This window comes from Vibrio hibernica (assembly GCF_015223435.1).
Classification (GTDB): Bacteria; Pseudomonadota; Gammaproteobacteria; order Enterobacterales; family Vibrionaceae; genus Vibrio; species Vibrio hibernica.
On the sequence record NZ_VHKO01000004.1, the window covers coordinates 84,100 to 99,805 of the forward strand.

The following is a 15,706-nucleotide window of genomic DNA, read 5'->3' on the forward strand; positions in this document are numbered from 1 at the left end:
TAAGTTTACTAAAAATAAAGGCTAAAAAACCAAATGTGCGACCGCGACAATAACAGGCAAGGTAATTAAAGTCCGTAAAATAAAGATAATAAACAGTTCCCATAACGCCACTGGAATTTTACTGCCTAACAGTAATGCACCGACTTCTGACATGTAGATAAGCTGAGTCACCGACATAGCCGCAATGATAAAACGAGTCATATCACTGTGAATCGGAGCGGCAAGAATCGCGGGAATGAACATATCAGCAAAGCCCACCACAATGGTTTGTGATGCTTCAACGGCTTCTGGCACGCCAAGTAACTTCAAATAAGGAATAAATGGCTGGCCTAGAATAGAAAATATAGGAGTATACTCAGCAATAATTAAAGCAAGTGTCCCTAACGCCATCACTACCGGCAGCACGCCAAACACCATATCAATTGCATTGCGCACGCCTTCACCTAGCACACTTTTAAAAGACGGTACGTTATGTGCCTTTCTTAATGCGAGCGTCATGCCCCAAGTATAATTGGTATGGCCTTCTGGTAAGTCATCGGCCTTACGATCAGGCACACTACCATCAACAAAAACATCTTTCTTCCAACGTAGTGGTGGAATACGAGGCAAAATAATCGCGGCAACAAATCCGGCTAAACATACTGCTGCGTAAAATGGCAGAAATAAATACTCTAAACCAACTTGCGCAATCACGACCAAACTAAAAGTAATCGACACCGCAGAAAAGGTAGTTCCCACAATGGCTGCTTCACGTTGCGTATAAAATTTATCTTCATACTGTTTACTGGTTAGTAGGATCCCAACCGAACCGTCACCCAACCAAGATGCCATGCAATCAATCGCTGAACGGCCTGGTAAATTAAAAATTGGTCGCATCACTTTACTTAATAAGGTGCCAAATAATTCCAGCAAACCAAAATTAAGTAACAGCGGTAATAACATTCCAGCAAAAATGAACACACAAAATAGGGTTGGCAATAAACCATTCAATACCATACCGCCGGTATTTTCTTCCCAAATAAATTCAGGCCCAAGTTGGCTATGGCTCATCACCGCAGCTAATCCACCCAATAAACGCACGATCAACCAAATTGGACTTGGGTTCATTAAACTGTTTAAGAAAGGACTATTTTGAACGAACTTAGGTTTGATCACTTGGCATGCTAACGTCGCCACTGACATAAACGCGATCACCAGTGTCACCATATCAACAATATGATTTGCTAGAAGCGCTTGCATCGATTTGGCTAAAACGGCGACAGGAATGGTATATGAATCTTGATATTGAATCGGAGCCATAAACAAAAACAAACCAATCAATGATGGGATAAGAAACATTAAGTAGGTTTTTGTTGGGTACAATTTATAACTTAGAGGATGATCGCCGACAGGTGATTCAACTAAAGATGGATCTTCTAGCGTTTCTGAGGTGTTATTCATTATGCTCTCAAATGACAATGCTTAAATACTGCGCAATCCATCGCATAACTATTCACTATCTATCCGTGATTTATTCACTGGCGGCAAGAATACCGATATTTGAGTCAAAGTGGAATACTCAATACCAAGAAAAACACGAATAATGACGATAGTGGTTGCTGCTTGCTTGTAAAAGCCTCAGAATAGCGCATTCAAAAAATGGTAGACCGATATTAATAACTTTCGACTTACCATACATGCCTTTCAAAGCCACATCGGCTATCTATTAATGACTGAGATCACTATATGAGTTTTTCCTCTTTGGGACTTTCTGCACCTCTACTAAAAGCAGTAGAAGAGCAGGGCTATAACACACCTTCACCAATTCAAGCTAAAGCAATTCCAGCGGTTATCGAAGGCAAGGATGTCATGGCTGCAGCCCAAACAGGAACTGGCAAAACAGCGGGTTTTACTCTTCCAATTCTAGAACGCTTGCTTGGTGGTGAGCGTGTTCGTCCGAATCAGGTGCGTACTTTAATCCTAACGCCAACTCGTGAACTTGCAGCCCAAGTTCATAAGAATGTAGAACAATACAGCCGACATACTCGCCTGACTTCTACCGTGGTATTTGGTGGTGTTAAAATTAATCCCCAAATGATGAAACTGCGTCAAGGTGTCGATGTATTAGTAGCAACACCTGGCCGTTTGCTTGATTTATACAATCAAAATGCTGTGCGTTTTTCGCAACTTGAAGTACTGGTACTTGATGAAGCGGATCGTATGTTGGATATGGGCTTTATTCGCGATATTCGTAAAATTTTGAGTTTCTTACCCGCTAAACGCCAGAATCTTTTGTTTTCGGCTACGTTTTCTGACGATATTCGCAATCTCGCTAAAGGCTTGGTCAATAATCCTGTTGAAATTTCGGTTAACCCCGCTAACCAAACTGCCACTACGGTTGAGCAATCCATCTACCCTGCAGATCAGAAACAAAAAGCACCGATGCTATTAAAACTGATTGAAGATAATGATTGGCAACAAGTATTGGTCTTTAGCAAAACTAAACATGGTGCCAACCGTTTAAGCCGTTTCTTAGATGAAAGAGGCATTACATCTGCCGCTATTCATGGCAACAAGAGCCAAGGCGCACGTACCAAAGCATTAGAAAACTTCAAAACAGGTGAAATTCGAGTATTAGTCGCTACCGATATCGCCGCTCGCGGTATCGATATTGCTCAACTGCCTCAAGTGGTCAACTTCGATTTACCTCATGTATCTGAAGATTATGTTCACCGTATTGGTCGTACTGGTCGTGCTGGCGCCACAGGTAAAGCGATTTCTTTAGTTTGTATCGACGAAGTACACGATCTGTTCTCGATTGAGCGCTTAATCAAGCAAGTCCTACCACGTATGGAACTTGAAGGCTTCAAAGTCGTCAATACACTGCCTGCATCGAATCTAGATATGCGTCCGATGAAGCCGAAGAAACCGAAAAAACCAAGTGCACGTACTGGGCACAGTGACGGGCAACGCTCAAGCGATAATGCCCGTGGCCACAAACCTGTCAGCAAAAACCGTCGTCATACTGGCACTGCTAAACCGGCAACAGCAAGTACTGATGGAGCGCAAGCATCAGGCTCACGTTCAGATGCACCTCGTCCAAATAATGCTCGTTCAAACAATACAGGCGCAAGTAATATAGGCACAAGTGCAACTCGCCCAAATAGCTCTCCTCGTTCAGGCCCGGCAAATGGCGCAAAGCCAGCACCGCGACGCAACCCTAAAAACAATGGCAGCAACTTTAGTTCGAACTAAAGCTGACTAACATAAGCTGAGTGCGTATATCCATGTAAGAGATCGCTTACGCTTTTTGTAAGATAAGACGTTTTCATACAAGATAAACACGGCATAAACCCCATTAAATTATTGATATTTAATGGGGTTTTATTTTATATAATGATTCATACTTAGTTTTTCTTATTGATCTATCTTGAGACAAATTTAAAATCACGTAGGATTAATCTTATCGAAAGCTAGCAAGCTTGTTTTAAACAAATAGGAATTGGACCGCTAAGGTTGGCGGTCAGCAGGATGCAGGACAACGAACGGATACAACTAAGTTACAGGACGTAACTTAAAATGGATTTATGGACACCTCAAGATTGAGGAAAGGACACCGCTCAGGGAACAAGTGATGAATGCTACTCAGGAAGATTAGCTTATACGGAATATAATTGGACACCGCTAGGATGCGAGATAATGGATAAGCTTAGGATAAGCAAACTATCAAGGATTTGATGCATGGAGCATAAAAAGTAGCTGGATTGCTGCGAGTAAGACCATAGCCCCCTGCATTTAAATGTCGGGGGCTTTTCTTATTTTTACCAAGCTAGAAATGATTTCGTTATTGTCGGTATTTATGTAAAAGATCAAACGGAATATGACAATAATCATTAGGATGTAAAGTCAACCGGTCTTGATGATCATCATCACTTTTCACATAATTTGATAGCGGCATGACTTCTACCGCAATTTTATCCGCATCACTACGTTGAGCAATGTATTGCTCTACGATCGATAAGATTGCATCATCACAGCTATAAACCCCAGTTCGATATTTTTCACCCACATCTTCCCCTTGCTGATTAAGACTATAAGGATCAATAATTTCAAAAAAATAGTCCATCAACTGATACATAGAAACTTGGTTCGGATCAAACTGAACCCGAACACATTCAGCATAACCGTCGTAGTCCCCTTGTGTATCATGATTCTGCCCATTCGCTCGGCCCGCTTCTGTCATCAACACGCCAGGTAAATGACGCATAAACTCCTGCACCCCCCACAAGCAACCACCCGCAAAAAAGATTTCGTTCATTGTTTTACTCTGATTATTTCATCTATATTTTCTTTATTATAACCGTCAAAGATCCCATTTAAACCCTCCAAGTAACAATAGGTGAACGCCATCGCTTATGCTACAATCTGCGCCCTTTGTATTTGTGATAACTTGACTGGTGTATATATGAGCCAAAATGATGAAAAACAACAACTAAATAACCGACTCGATAAATGCCGTCATAAGTTAGAAGCGGCACAAAAACGCGCAGATAAAGCGATGATTTTTCAATTTGAAACTGAAATCAAACAAATCAGCAAAAAGCTAGCGCAGATGAATCACAAAGACAGCTTTGACCTTAATAAAGAGCGTAAAGCATTATTAGCGATGCCATTTATTCGTGAGTTGACCAAAGCAGAGCAAGCCGATCAAGGCAGTTTGAAAAAATCAGTGAAAGGTCTCATTATTGTTCACCCTATCACTAAAATTGGCAAACAATTGAATTTAGAAGTCATGACGGGCTTTTCTCCAATCGAATTCTAATATCTGCATGATCTAATATATCGACATTGAACGCTTTCTTAAAAAGATGATACTTTCCCAAGTTATCATCTTTTTTATTACCTATTTTCTTAGATATTCATCAACTCCAACAAAGTAGACATCATGAATAAAAGCCTTATCGCTAACCTCATTTCTTTAATATTGCTTGCTATTGGTTATATTACTCAGCAAACCACCATTTTTTATGCTGGCCTATTTGCATTTTCTGGTGCAATCACCAACTGGTTAGCGATCCACATGTTATTTGAGAAAATACCCGGTTTATATGGATCTGGTGTTATCCCTGCACGTTTTGAAGAATTTAAAGCGGCGATTAAACACCTAATGATGACGGAGTTTTTCGCTCAAGGAAATATTGAGAACTTTGTTCGTAGTGAGATGTCTCAGGGTAAAGGCTTAGCTCTTGAACCTATTATTAAGAAAATCGATTTAGCGCCTACTTTTGATTCATTGACTGAAGTTATTGTAAACTCATCATTTGGCACAATGCTGGCAATGTTTGGTGGTCCGGAAGCACTGCAACCACTCAAGCAACCATTCATAGAAAAAATGCAGCAATCTATTATTGAACTCAGCCAGAGTGAGCAAATACAGCAAGCCATTCAAGAACAATTGCACAGCCAATCAATGCTAGGTGACATTGGCTCTAAAATTGAAAACATAATCGACCAAAGACTTAATGAACTAACACCTAAAATGGTAAAAGAAATGGTACAGACCATGATTAAGCAACATTTGGGATGGCTGGTCGTTTGGGGTGGTGTGTTTGGTGGACTTATCGGCGTATTATCGGCATTCGTTAGTTATTTATAATCTATTTAGAATTTAGGGATCAACATGGTTAATTTTAACAACCCACTCGGAACACCTATTGAGTATGAATATGTCGGTTTTTGGGCTCGCGTTGGAGCCAGCCTCGTCGATACGGTTCTTTATTCTTGCCTATTACTTTTATTACCTCTTGGCAGTATGTTCAATAATGTTGAAAGTTACTCGGTCGAAAATGACATGGGAAGCTTTCACTCTTTTAGTACCTCGTGGTCAAATATCTTACCTCAAGGTTCATTATGGAGTTATTTACCTCTGCTGATCATTACCGTTTTATTTTGGCGTTACCGCTCAGCCACACCGGGAAAAATGTTGATCAAAGCAAAAGTAGTTGATGCAAAGACAGGTTTACCACTAACGACCCCACAATCGATTATTCGTTATTTAGGGTATTTTGTTTCTACATTCTTGTTCTTTTTAGGTTTCATATGGGTAGCATTTGATAGTAAAAAACAAGGCTTTCACGACAAGCTCGCGGGCAGTGTTGTGATTAGACCTAAAAGCAATACCTTTCAACCAGATTGGACGAATAAATAGATTCACAATATCTAGTAAACAATAAGGCCGAACAGAAACTATTATCTGTTCGGCCTTGTTATTTTTAGCCCGCCACTAAGTCTTGATTACTAGTAAAGACTAATCAGATTTCTTTCCCCATCGAAACAGGCATACTTCATTATTAATACTTGGTTTAGATGGAACATTAAAAGCGAGCAATAATGAAACTGCTGCCATTGCTGCTCCGATATAAAATACTGCCGCGGGAGACTGGAGCCACAGTAAACCAAAACTAACTGGAATAATGACCGCTGCAATATGATTAATGGTAAATGATACGCCCGCCGTTGATGCCATATCTTTTGGATCCGCTATCTTTTGAAAGTATGTTTTTACCGCTAATGCTAAAGCAAAGAATAAATGATCAATAACATACAAACCGGCCGCTAAATGAGCATTATGAACCAACGCATAGCCAACAAAGACTAAGATCAAGCCAATATATTCAAAGATCAACGCTTTACGCTCACCGACCACACCAATAAAGCGGCCAATTTTTTTAGCGAACAAGAAATTAAATACATAGTTGACTAAAAATAATAACGTAATATCGGCAGCGGAATAGTGAAATTTCTCAACCATCAAAAAGCCCGCAAATACGGTAAAAATCTGACGACGCGCGCCACTCATAAACGTTAGGGCGTAATATAACCAATAACGTTTGCGTAATACTAAGTTCTTATTTTGAATGGTTGTCGATTCAAATTGAGGAAAAGCAAGCGCCATAAATACAGTCACTGCCAATGCCACGCTGCCAGTGATCAAATAGATATGCCAGTAATCTAATTTGAAGATTTCTAGCATGCTCCACAATGCGCCATAAGTAAGCAATGAAGCTAACGCACCAACGGCAATTAATTTGCCTAAAAATTCTGGTGCTTCTTCTTTTGATAGCCATTGTAGAGACAAAGACTGCTTTAAGGTTTCAAAGTAATGAAAACCAGTAGACATCAATAATGTCGTAAGCAATAAACCCAATACAGATGGGAAAAACCCCGTAATAGCAACGCCAACAGAAAGCATCGCTAATGCCACGATCATAAACTTCTGTTCACGAATAAATAGCAGCACAAAGACAACCGTAAACGCTAAGAAACCCGGGATTTCACGTACACTTTGCAACAAACCAATATCGGCACCAGTGAACGCGGCTTTTTCAATGACAAAGTTATTCAGCAGTGCTTGCCAGCTAGCAAAAGCAATCGGAACGACAATCGAAACCAATAACAAAAAAGTTTGCGGGTTTTGCCAGCTATATTTATGTTTTATATCGGTGCGATGCTGTAATCCTTCATCTGACGTTGGCTCTGATTCTAAAGATTGGGATGTTAAAGGCGGGGTCGTTAAATTTTTCATTTTCAATCCATTTAAAATGAAAAAGGCAAGTGAGATTCATTCACTTGCCTTATGTTTATGACTTAACTCGACTGGTTTTCGGCCGACTTATCTTCCTGTTTTGCTATCTCTTTTGCTTGCTTAAATTCTTCATCTATTTGTTTTACATTGGCATTAAACGCGGCTTTATCTTTCTTAGAAATCGATGTTGCCATCGGGATTTTTGCCGTTAAAAAATTCACCGGGTGATTGCGAATAATGAACTCATAATGCAAATGAGGACCAGTTACCCGCCCTGTTGCGCCCGATTTAGCAATCAATTGTCCACGATGCACGACCTGCCCTTTACGCACTAATATTTTGCTCAGGTGTAAATAACGAGTCGAATAGGTTGCCCCATGTTGGATAGATACATATTTACCAGCATAGGGATGATTGGTGGTCATAGTCACAATACCATCCCCCGTCGCAAATACATCAGTGCCACTAGGTGATGCTATATCGGTACCATTATGCGGTGCTAAACGATGCGTGACTGGATGCAAACGGTGGGCATCAAACGGCGAACTAATACGATAATGTATTTTAGTCGGCCAGCGTAAAAATGCACGCTGTAAGCTATCACCATGGCTATCGTAATATTGACCATCTGTATGTAAATACGCACTGATCACACTGCCACGATTATAAATTCGAATCGCATCAATTTCTCGACTACCGCTGGCAACCCCATCAATAAACTGACGTTTTTGCAAAATTTCAAACTTATCTCCAGCGCGTAAATCACGTCCAAAGTTAAGTTTATCTTTTAAGATTTGAGTGATATTGGCAATTTCTCGACCTGACACACCAACTTGATAGACTGAAGTTGAAAAACTGCCTTGAATCTCACCCACTAATGGGTATGTCTTCCACTCACCATCAAGGATAACTTCATCAAAGGTATAACTCGCATCATCATTACGAGTAAACACCACTTTATTGGCAATAGTGAATTCCACTTCTAGTTTAGTGAGATGCTTTTGATCTTCATCCATCCAAATTTTTAATGTATTACCCGGTCGTAATGTATCTAACGTGAGGTGGTTTTGGTCGGTATCCATAACGCTAAGCATGTCACCATAGGGCACACCTAAACGAACAAAAATACTGCTTAAATTATCCCCACTTTGAATTTGATAAGAGAATAAAGGCGCATTTTCTAGTGGTCTAATCGGCTTGGTTTTAGCCACCGCTTCCTGCTCTTTGGCTAACACTTTCTCCATATCCATATCCACTGATTTTCGTCCATCACTGGTTCCCGAAAAAATGGCATATAAGAACCAAAGGAAAACTAAACCGATGATAATTTGAATCATACGGGGAAATAAAGGATGTTGACGTAATTGTGATAATCGTAGTTTAGGCATAATATAAGTGTTTATAATTCATTACCTTAGTAGTAAAACAAGGCAGAGAATGGAAAAAAATTTGGCAGAAACAAGCCTGTAAAATACGCATGAATTCACCAAGAGTGACCAACTAAGACAACTTAGGTCAAAAGAGTTCAAAAACGCAGGCGGAAATGTAACTTAATTTCACAAAAAAAGCGAACGCATTCACTCTCATCGGGTAACCCATAAAGCAATAAAAAACCATCGTTAAAGCTCAAATTAACGACGGTTGATTATTGGCAATAACGAATAAACTAACTGACTAATTCGACATCTGACTTAGGAACGCAGCAACACGCAAGCACTTTACCTTCATCGATTTCACCTGGAAATAAAGCCGGCATATCAGGCTGATCGACCTTGCCCGACTCTAATGTCATTTTACAGGTTCCACAAAAACCAGAACGACAACTATTGGCGATCGCAAACCCTGCTTTTTCGGCTTGTTCTAATAAGGTTGATTGGTTATCACCTTCAAATAAATTACCATCGATGCTAATCATAATGGTTTTTACAGGCTCAACTTCTACCACATCCTCACTGGTGTCTTGGTAGAACTGTTTTTCTTTGGTTTCGAGCACTTCCACCACATCACCCGCACGGATCATACCTTCATTTTTAGCGATCACATTTTGGCCAAAATAAATACCCCCCTCTTCATCAGCACGGAAAGTAGATAACGTTTTAAGGGGCTCATTTTGTTCGCTGCGCATCGCCGTTTTAGGGTTAACCGTGGTCAGTACGCAACGCATACAAGATTTCACGATTTCAAATTCAACTTCACCAATACGAATACGTTTCCATCCATCTTCAGCAAAAGCTTTCGTATCGGACACCACAATATTAGGTCTAAATTGAGCCATGCTGTGTTGCACAGTGCTTCCTTTATCTAGACAACGTTGGTTTAATTCATCAAGAGAGGCTTGGCTTATCAATAACAATGGGTAACCATCAGCAAAGCTCACATTGGTTTGAATTTTTTCTCGCTGACGGTTCGATTGCTCACCCGTAAACAATAACTGTACTTTTTTACCAATAATAAAACTAAACCATTGATTGGCTTCTTCTGACGTTGCATAAGCTTGAAACTCATCGCCCCATACTTGACACGTCACCTCTGCCATTGAGCAATCGGTAAATTTCACATGCAATGGTTTTGCTTCTGGGTAGGTTAATACTAAACCATTGGATTGCAGAGCCGATTTTACCCGCACCATTTGATTGTTTTCACGAGCGGTGATCATCCTGCCATTCATATCGGCCACCATAAAACGACGATCAAAGCTTAAACCTTGTTTTTCAACCCAAGATGACGACAGTTCAATCCCTGTAATCGATTTTACTGGATAAACATTAATTTGAGAGAGTAAAGCGGGAGTATATTCATCTAGGCCATCCTTATCATCAAAACCAAGTGTCGCTTCAATCTTAGCGAGTTTTCTTTCCAATTCAGCCTTGCTCATTTCCACTCCAATTCCTTTTTATGCTATTGATAGAATGTTATCAGAAATCTCAATAAAAGATCAGGTGAAAATCAGAGCTATTTCCTCTATTATTCGCACCAAACGAAAGCGTTTGCGTACGACTTTACCCATAAGCATTTAGCATCAGAAATTAGCTCATAAATAAAGGTAGAAATTCATGACAACTCTAACCATTACCCGTCCTGACGATTGGCATGTTCATTTACGCGATGGAGATGCACTAGCCAATACCGTAAAAGATATCAGCCGTTACAATGGTCGAGCGTTGATCATGCCCAATACGATTCCACCTGTGACCAATTTAGATATGGCACTTGAATATCGCGAACGCATTATGGCGCATAACTATAGTCATCATTCATTTGAACCATTAATGGCGCTGTATTTAACCGATAATACTACCGCTGAGGATGTTCGCACCGCACACGCTTCTGGCAAAGTAGTTGCTTGTAAACTCTACCCTGCTGGCGCGACCACCAATTCTGACTCTGGTGTTACCTCAGCGCAGAAAATATATCCTGTCTTAGAAGCAATGGCTGAAATTGGCATGTTATTACTTATCCATGGTGAAGTGACGGCTCACGATGTGGATATTTTTGATCGTGAAGAAATATTCTTAAGTACCGTTCTTGCACCAATCGTTAATGATTTTCCACATTTAAAAATCGTGTTAGAGCACATTACCACCAGCAACGCCGTTGAGTTTGTTAAAAATGCGGGCGATAACGTGGCAGCCACCATTACTGCGCACCACTTATTATTCAACCGTAATCACATGCTCGTGGGCGGTATCCGTCCTCACTTTTATTGCTTACCAATTTTGAAGCGTGGTTCTCATCAACAAGCATTAATAGAAGCTGCCACCAGCGGCAATAAGAAATTCTTCATCGGTACCGACTCTGCCCCTCACGCTCAGGGCAAAAAAGAAACCGCTTGTGGTTGTGCTGGATCCTATACCGCGCATGCTTCAATTGAACTTTACGCTGAAGTATTTGATAAAGAGGGCAAGATTGAGAATCTAGAAGCGTTTGCTAGCCATAATGGCCCTGATTTCTATAATATCGCGCGTAATAGCGACACCATCACGATTGAAAAATCATCATGGTCTGTTCCTGCAACGATGCCTTTTGGCGACGATGTTGTCGTGCCAATTAGAGCCAATGAACAGATTGAATGGTTGGTAAAATAAAAGCGATTAGGTGATGTTTTATCATTAACAGAATATTGATATAAAAAGCTCGTGTATTGGGATCAATCCATACCCGAGCTTTTTATTTATCATCATAGGTAAAATCAGCGTTGATTTAGTGAGTATTAATTAAACGATAAGATCCGATAAGGTTTTTATTTCATTTCATCAAAACGCGTAACCACATACTCAACAAATAACCGCACTCGCATTGGTAAGTTATCTCGATCACGGTACAGCATAAATAGCGTTCTCACCTTACTGCGCCATTCTGGTAAGACTCGACTCAGTTCATTATTTGCTATCATTGGATGCGCAAAATAATCTGGAATATAGCCGATACCTAGACCTTTTTTGACGCCATGAGTCAACATTTGAATTTCATCTACTTCTAATCGGATACCGTGAGTAGCTTGAAAATCATATTCTTGCTGAGTGGCTACATTGACTAACTGCCAAATAGACATCGGATGGCAAATGATCACCGGTTTACCGCACAAATCCGTCGGATGCGTTATTGCGTTGGTGCCATAGTTGGGACATGCGCACAAAATAAAATGGATATCCTTTAATGGCCGAGCAATCCAATTGTCCACAACAGGATTCCCCACTCTAAAAACCACATCCATCCCTTCTTGTTCAATATCAATTAAAATATTAGAAAAATGTAAATCCAATTGAATATCAGGATATTCCAATAAAAAATCATAAAAAATCTCACGTAAGAACTGAGAGCCAGCATTGATTGGGGCGCTAATCCGAACCTTACCTTTGGGCTGATATTTCTCACTGTGTAGATCTTCACCAATATCACTCAGTTCATCGAATAAATCATGGGCTCTCTGGAAATACAGCTCTCCTGTATGCGTAAGTGATACTCGATGTGCATCTCGGTTTAATAGCCTAAGTTGTAAGTCCTGCTCTAATTGACGAATACGGCGGCTCAAAGTAGAAAGTGGCATGGATAAACTTTCTGCCGCGGCTTTAAAGCTTTTTAAACGTGCTACAGTACAAAAATAATGTAGGTCATCAAGTGAATAGTTAGATTTCATATATAGGATTTACCATCTTATTTTTGCCTGTTTATCTAATTATTGAAACTAATACACTAGTGACACGTTTTTAACAAGTAAGATGGAATAATATGAACTTTTCAACCACCACTAAAGCCGTGCTACTTTTAGTTCTGTGTGCTTTTTTTTGGGGAAGCACCTTTCCTCTCGGTAAAAATGCTTTAAATGAAGTGCATGCTTTTACGTTGGTTTTTTGGCGCTTTACGATTGCCGCGGTCTGCCTAGCGGTATATATAAAAATGATTCGTGGTCCAAAAATTATATTAACGACTAAACAATGGGTTTGGGCTGTGGCAGTAAGCGCCGTTGGCGTTGGAGGCTTAAATCTCGGCCTATTTACAGGGCTAACTTATACCAGCGCTGCTAATGGTTCACTCATTATGGCGCTCAGTCCATTAATGACATCACTGATCGCTTGTATTGCAAAGCGTATTCTGCCAACCGCCGCACAATGTTTTAGTTTATTGGTCAGTTTGTCGGGTGTCATGCTCGTGATCACTAATGGACACTTAGAAACATTGCTGGATATGCAGCTTAATCATGGTGATAAACTTATTTTTACCGGAATGCTCGCGTGGAGTCTATATACTTATTGCAGCCAAGGGATCAGTCGTTGGATGCCAGTGATTCCATACACCTTTGTCGGTATGGTCAGTGGCGCAGTGGTGATTGGAGTCATGTGCTTAATGACCCCTGACGTTCACCCTTTTGATGAGTTCATGAATAGCACAACCGTAGGCATGACCGAGATAATTTACATCGGACTCTTTGGCACGGTAGCGGGTTATTTATTATGGTTAAATGGCGTACGCCAACTAGGCTCAGCCAATGCCTCATTATTCTTTAATTTTGTACCTGTATTTGCTTTGTTTACTTCATTTCTAATGGGACAAAGCGTGACGCAATTACAACTCGTCGGGGTTGCTGTTGTGATTGCAGGTTTATTATTACCACGCTTAATTACCTTTAAGCCTCGGCTAACAAAATCGTAATCCGTTGACATTGGCTAGGTGTCAATATTTATAACGCCTAGCTATTGAAAGCTTTTTTTAATAGAAAAAAACCAACCCGAAGGTTGGTTTTATTTTTTATGTCATCAATATGATCGATTAATCAAAGCCCTGCTCTTTTGCCATTTTCATTGCAATTTGTGGTGCATTCCACAATGACGGTAATAATATAAACGATACTGGCACCGCCGTGATCACAATAAATGATTGCAACGCCGAAATTCCACCCTCACCAAGTGAAATCAAAATAATAGCTGTCACGCCCATCATGACTCCCCAAAAGGTTCTAATAATCGCGTTAGGCTCTGTTTCTCCGCTGATCACAACACTGATGGTGTAAGTCATTGAGTCACCTGTCGTCACAATAAATACCGTCGTCAATACAATAAATAAAATCGAAATTAGAATTGGCATTGGAAATTGTTGAGTAATCGCAAATAATGCACCTGGAAGGTTAAAGCCTTCAAATGCCGCACTGACACTGCCCGGATTAGCGATCTCAAATGCCAACCCGCTGCCACCAATAATAGTGAACCAAAAACACGTTACTAATGGCGCCACTAAACTTATGGTACAAATTAATTGACGAATCGAACGACCGCGAGAAATACGAGCAATGAAAATGGCCATCATAGGCCCATAGCCTAAAAACCATCCCCAAAAAAAGACCGTCCAGCCGCTTAACCATCCTTCATCACCACGATAAGTCGCCATGGGAATGAAATTATCAATCATGGTTCCAACGCCTTGAATATAACCATTGAAAATGAAGTTGGTAGGACCAAAGATTAAAATGTAGATCATTAATCCAGCCGCTAAAATAACATTATAACGGCTGATCATTTGCATTCCGCGATTTAAACCACTCAATGCAGAAAGGGTATACAAAGCTATAGCAAACAGTACGATGATCATCTGGGTAGTGAAACCATCAGGCACGTTAAACAATTCATTTAAAGCGTAACTAATTTGCAACCCAAGGAAACCAATTGGACCAATTGTGCCTGCCGCGACCGCAATAATGCAGCAAGCATCGATTAAGGCACCAGTATGCCCATAGAGCGCTCTTTCACCTAAGACGGGATAAAGTAAACTTCGAGGTTTTAGAGGTAAGCCTTTATCATAGTGAAGGTGCATTACCACAATTGTCGTTAAACTACCCACAATCGCCCACGCTAAAAAACCCCAATGCATAAAGGATTGCGAAAGCGCATTAATCGCTAGTTGCTGAATATCATCGGTGGCAGCATAAACTGGAGGTGCGTTGACAAAGTGTGCGATAGGTTCAGCCGCCGCCCAAAATACACCTCCGCCAGCAAGTAGAGTACAAAAAAGAATCGACATCCAACGAAAATTAGGCAGTTCTGGTGTATCCACTCCACCAAGGATTACACGCCCAGTACGCCCAGCAGCTAAAGCCAATCCAATAAGAAAAGTAAGTAATAAAAGAACTTGCCAAAAAGGCCCAAAGACCGCTACTGACCAAGCAAAGCCAGTATTAACCAGGCTGGATAATACTTGACCATCAAATAAGGCAAGTACGACAAAAAGGGCAATAAAACCACCGCTATACCAAAATGCAGGATTGGTGAGACCTAATTTATCGGATGTGGATGGGGCCGCTTCTTGTAATTGAGGATTTTGTGAAGTTGTCTCTAGGGAGTTGGTTAAATCAGACATTCTGACTCCATTTTTCTCTGCATGGCTCAAACCATAACAAAGATGTATTTACACCTGCTGCTATCCCTTTCAAACAGGTCGCGATCACTTACAACTGTTTCAGTCACCCGATCATATAAATAAATAACAAAAAAATGATCAGCCATAAGTTGAGCGGATACAGGGTAAAGGTTTATAAAGTCACGTCAATCCAATGAGCCATTATTTATTTAACGGATCAAAAAAAATACTTTAAAACTGCCTCTTATGTTATTGAAATGTCAAGATAACTAAAAAACCGATTACTTCTACAAA

The 15,706-nt window shown here is 40.4% G+C and carries 13 protein-coding genes; 6 read left to right on the forward strand and 7 right to left on the reverse strand.

From position 1 onward, the window contains the following. Positions 1-21: 21 nt before the first annotated feature. A complete protein-coding gene (locus FH976_RS03265; RefSeq protein WP_194089487.1) occupies positions 22-1,440 on the reverse strand; it encodes a YjiH family protein in 1,419 nt (472 codons plus the stop codon). A gap of 285 nt (positions 1,441-1,725) precedes the next feature. Between FH976_RS03265 and FH976_RS03270 the strand changes: the two genes are divergently transcribed. Further along, complete coding sequence (locus FH976_RS03270; RefSeq protein WP_194089488.1) at positions 1,726-3,234, forward strand: DEAD/DEAH box helicase; 1,509 nt, start codon at positions 1,726-1,728, stop codon at positions 3,232-3,234. Between the two features lie 589 nt (positions 3,235-3,823). Here the strand turns inward: FH976_RS03270 and FH976_RS03275 are convergent. Then, positions 3,824-4,297 (reverse strand): peptide-methionine (S)-S-oxide reductase, encoded by a 474-nt coding sequence (locus tag FH976_RS03275; protein ID WP_194089489.1) that lies wholly within the window; start codon positions 4,295-4,297, stop codon positions 3,824-3,826. 147 nt (positions 4,298-4,444) lie between these two features. Between FH976_RS03275 and FH976_RS03280 the strand changes: the two genes are divergently transcribed. The 3 genes from FH976_RS03280 (at position 4,445) to FH976_RS03290 (ending at position 6,187) form a co-directional block, all read left to right on the forward strand. Beyond that, positions 4,445-4,801, forward strand: a complete 357-nt coding sequence (locus FH976_RS03280) for a YibL family ribosome-associated protein (protein ID WP_194089490.1) — start codon at positions 4,445-4,447, stop codon at positions 4,799-4,801. A gap of 123 nt (positions 4,802-4,924) precedes the next feature. After that, a complete protein-coding gene (locus FH976_RS03285; protein ID WP_194089491.1) occupies positions 4,925-5,635 on the forward strand; it encodes a DUF445 family protein in 711 nt (236 codons plus the stop codon). Positions 5,636-5,659: 24 nt separating this feature from the next. Next, entirely contained in the window at positions 5,660-6,187 is a 528-nt protein-coding gene (locus FH976_RS03290) for an RDD family protein (protein ID WP_194089492.1), read from the forward strand. Between the two features lie 99 nt (positions 6,188-6,286). On the opposite strand, the gene FH976_RS03295 is transcribed toward FH976_RS03290, so the two are convergent. The 3 genes from FH976_RS03295 to FH976_RS03305 all read right to left on the reverse strand — a co-directional run bounded on the left by FH976_RS03295 (position 6,287) and on the right by FH976_RS03305 (position 10,439). Beyond that, on the reverse strand, positions 6,287-7,564 hold the full coding sequence (locus FH976_RS03295; RefSeq protein ID WP_194089493.1) for an MFS transporter: 1,278 nt from the start codon (positions 7,562-7,564) through the stop codon (positions 6,287-6,289). A gap of 62 nt (positions 7,565-7,626) precedes the next feature. Beyond that, positions 7,627-8,952 carry a peptidoglycan DD-metalloendopeptidase family protein gene (locus FH976_RS03300; protein ID WP_194089494.1) on the reverse strand — a complete coding sequence of 442 codons (1,326 nt, stop codon included), beginning with the start codon at positions 8,950-8,952 and terminating at the stop codon, positions 7,627-7,629. Between the two features lie 278 nt (positions 8,953-9,230). Then, entirely contained in the window at positions 9,231-10,439 is a 1,209-nt protein-coding gene (locus tag FH976_RS03305; protein ID WP_194089535.1) for a YcbX family protein, read from the reverse strand. 178 nt (positions 10,440-10,617) lie between these two features. On the opposite strand from FH976_RS03305, the gene pyrC reads away from it, so the two are divergent. Beyond that, on the forward strand, positions 10,618-11,649 hold the full coding sequence (gene pyrC, locus FH976_RS03310) for a dihydroorotase (protein WP_194089495.1): 1,032 nt from the start codon (positions 10,618-10,620) through the stop codon (positions 11,647-11,649). A gap of 155 nt (positions 11,650-11,804) precedes the next feature. On the opposite strand, the gene FH976_RS03315 is transcribed toward pyrC, so the two are convergent. After that, entirely contained in the window at positions 11,805-12,701 is an 897-nt protein-coding gene (locus FH976_RS03315) for a LysR family transcriptional regulator (protein ID WP_194089496.1), read from the reverse strand. A gap of 92 nt (positions 12,702-12,793) precedes the next feature. Here FH976_RS03315 and FH976_RS03320 point away from each other — a divergent pair, with 92 nt between their 5' ends. Then, positions 12,794-13,714 (forward strand): DMT family transporter, encoded by a 921-nt coding sequence (locus FH976_RS03320; RefSeq protein ID WP_194089497.1) that lies wholly within the window; start codon positions 12,794-12,796, stop codon positions 13,712-13,714. A gap of 117 nt (positions 13,715-13,831) precedes the next feature. Here the strand turns inward: FH976_RS03320 and FH976_RS03325 are convergent, their stop codons facing one another. Next, a complete protein-coding gene (locus FH976_RS03325; protein WP_194089498.1) occupies positions 13,832-15,412 on the reverse strand; it encodes a BCCT family transporter in 1,581 nt (526 codons plus the stop codon). Between the last annotated feature and the right edge of the window lie 294 nt (positions 15,413-15,706).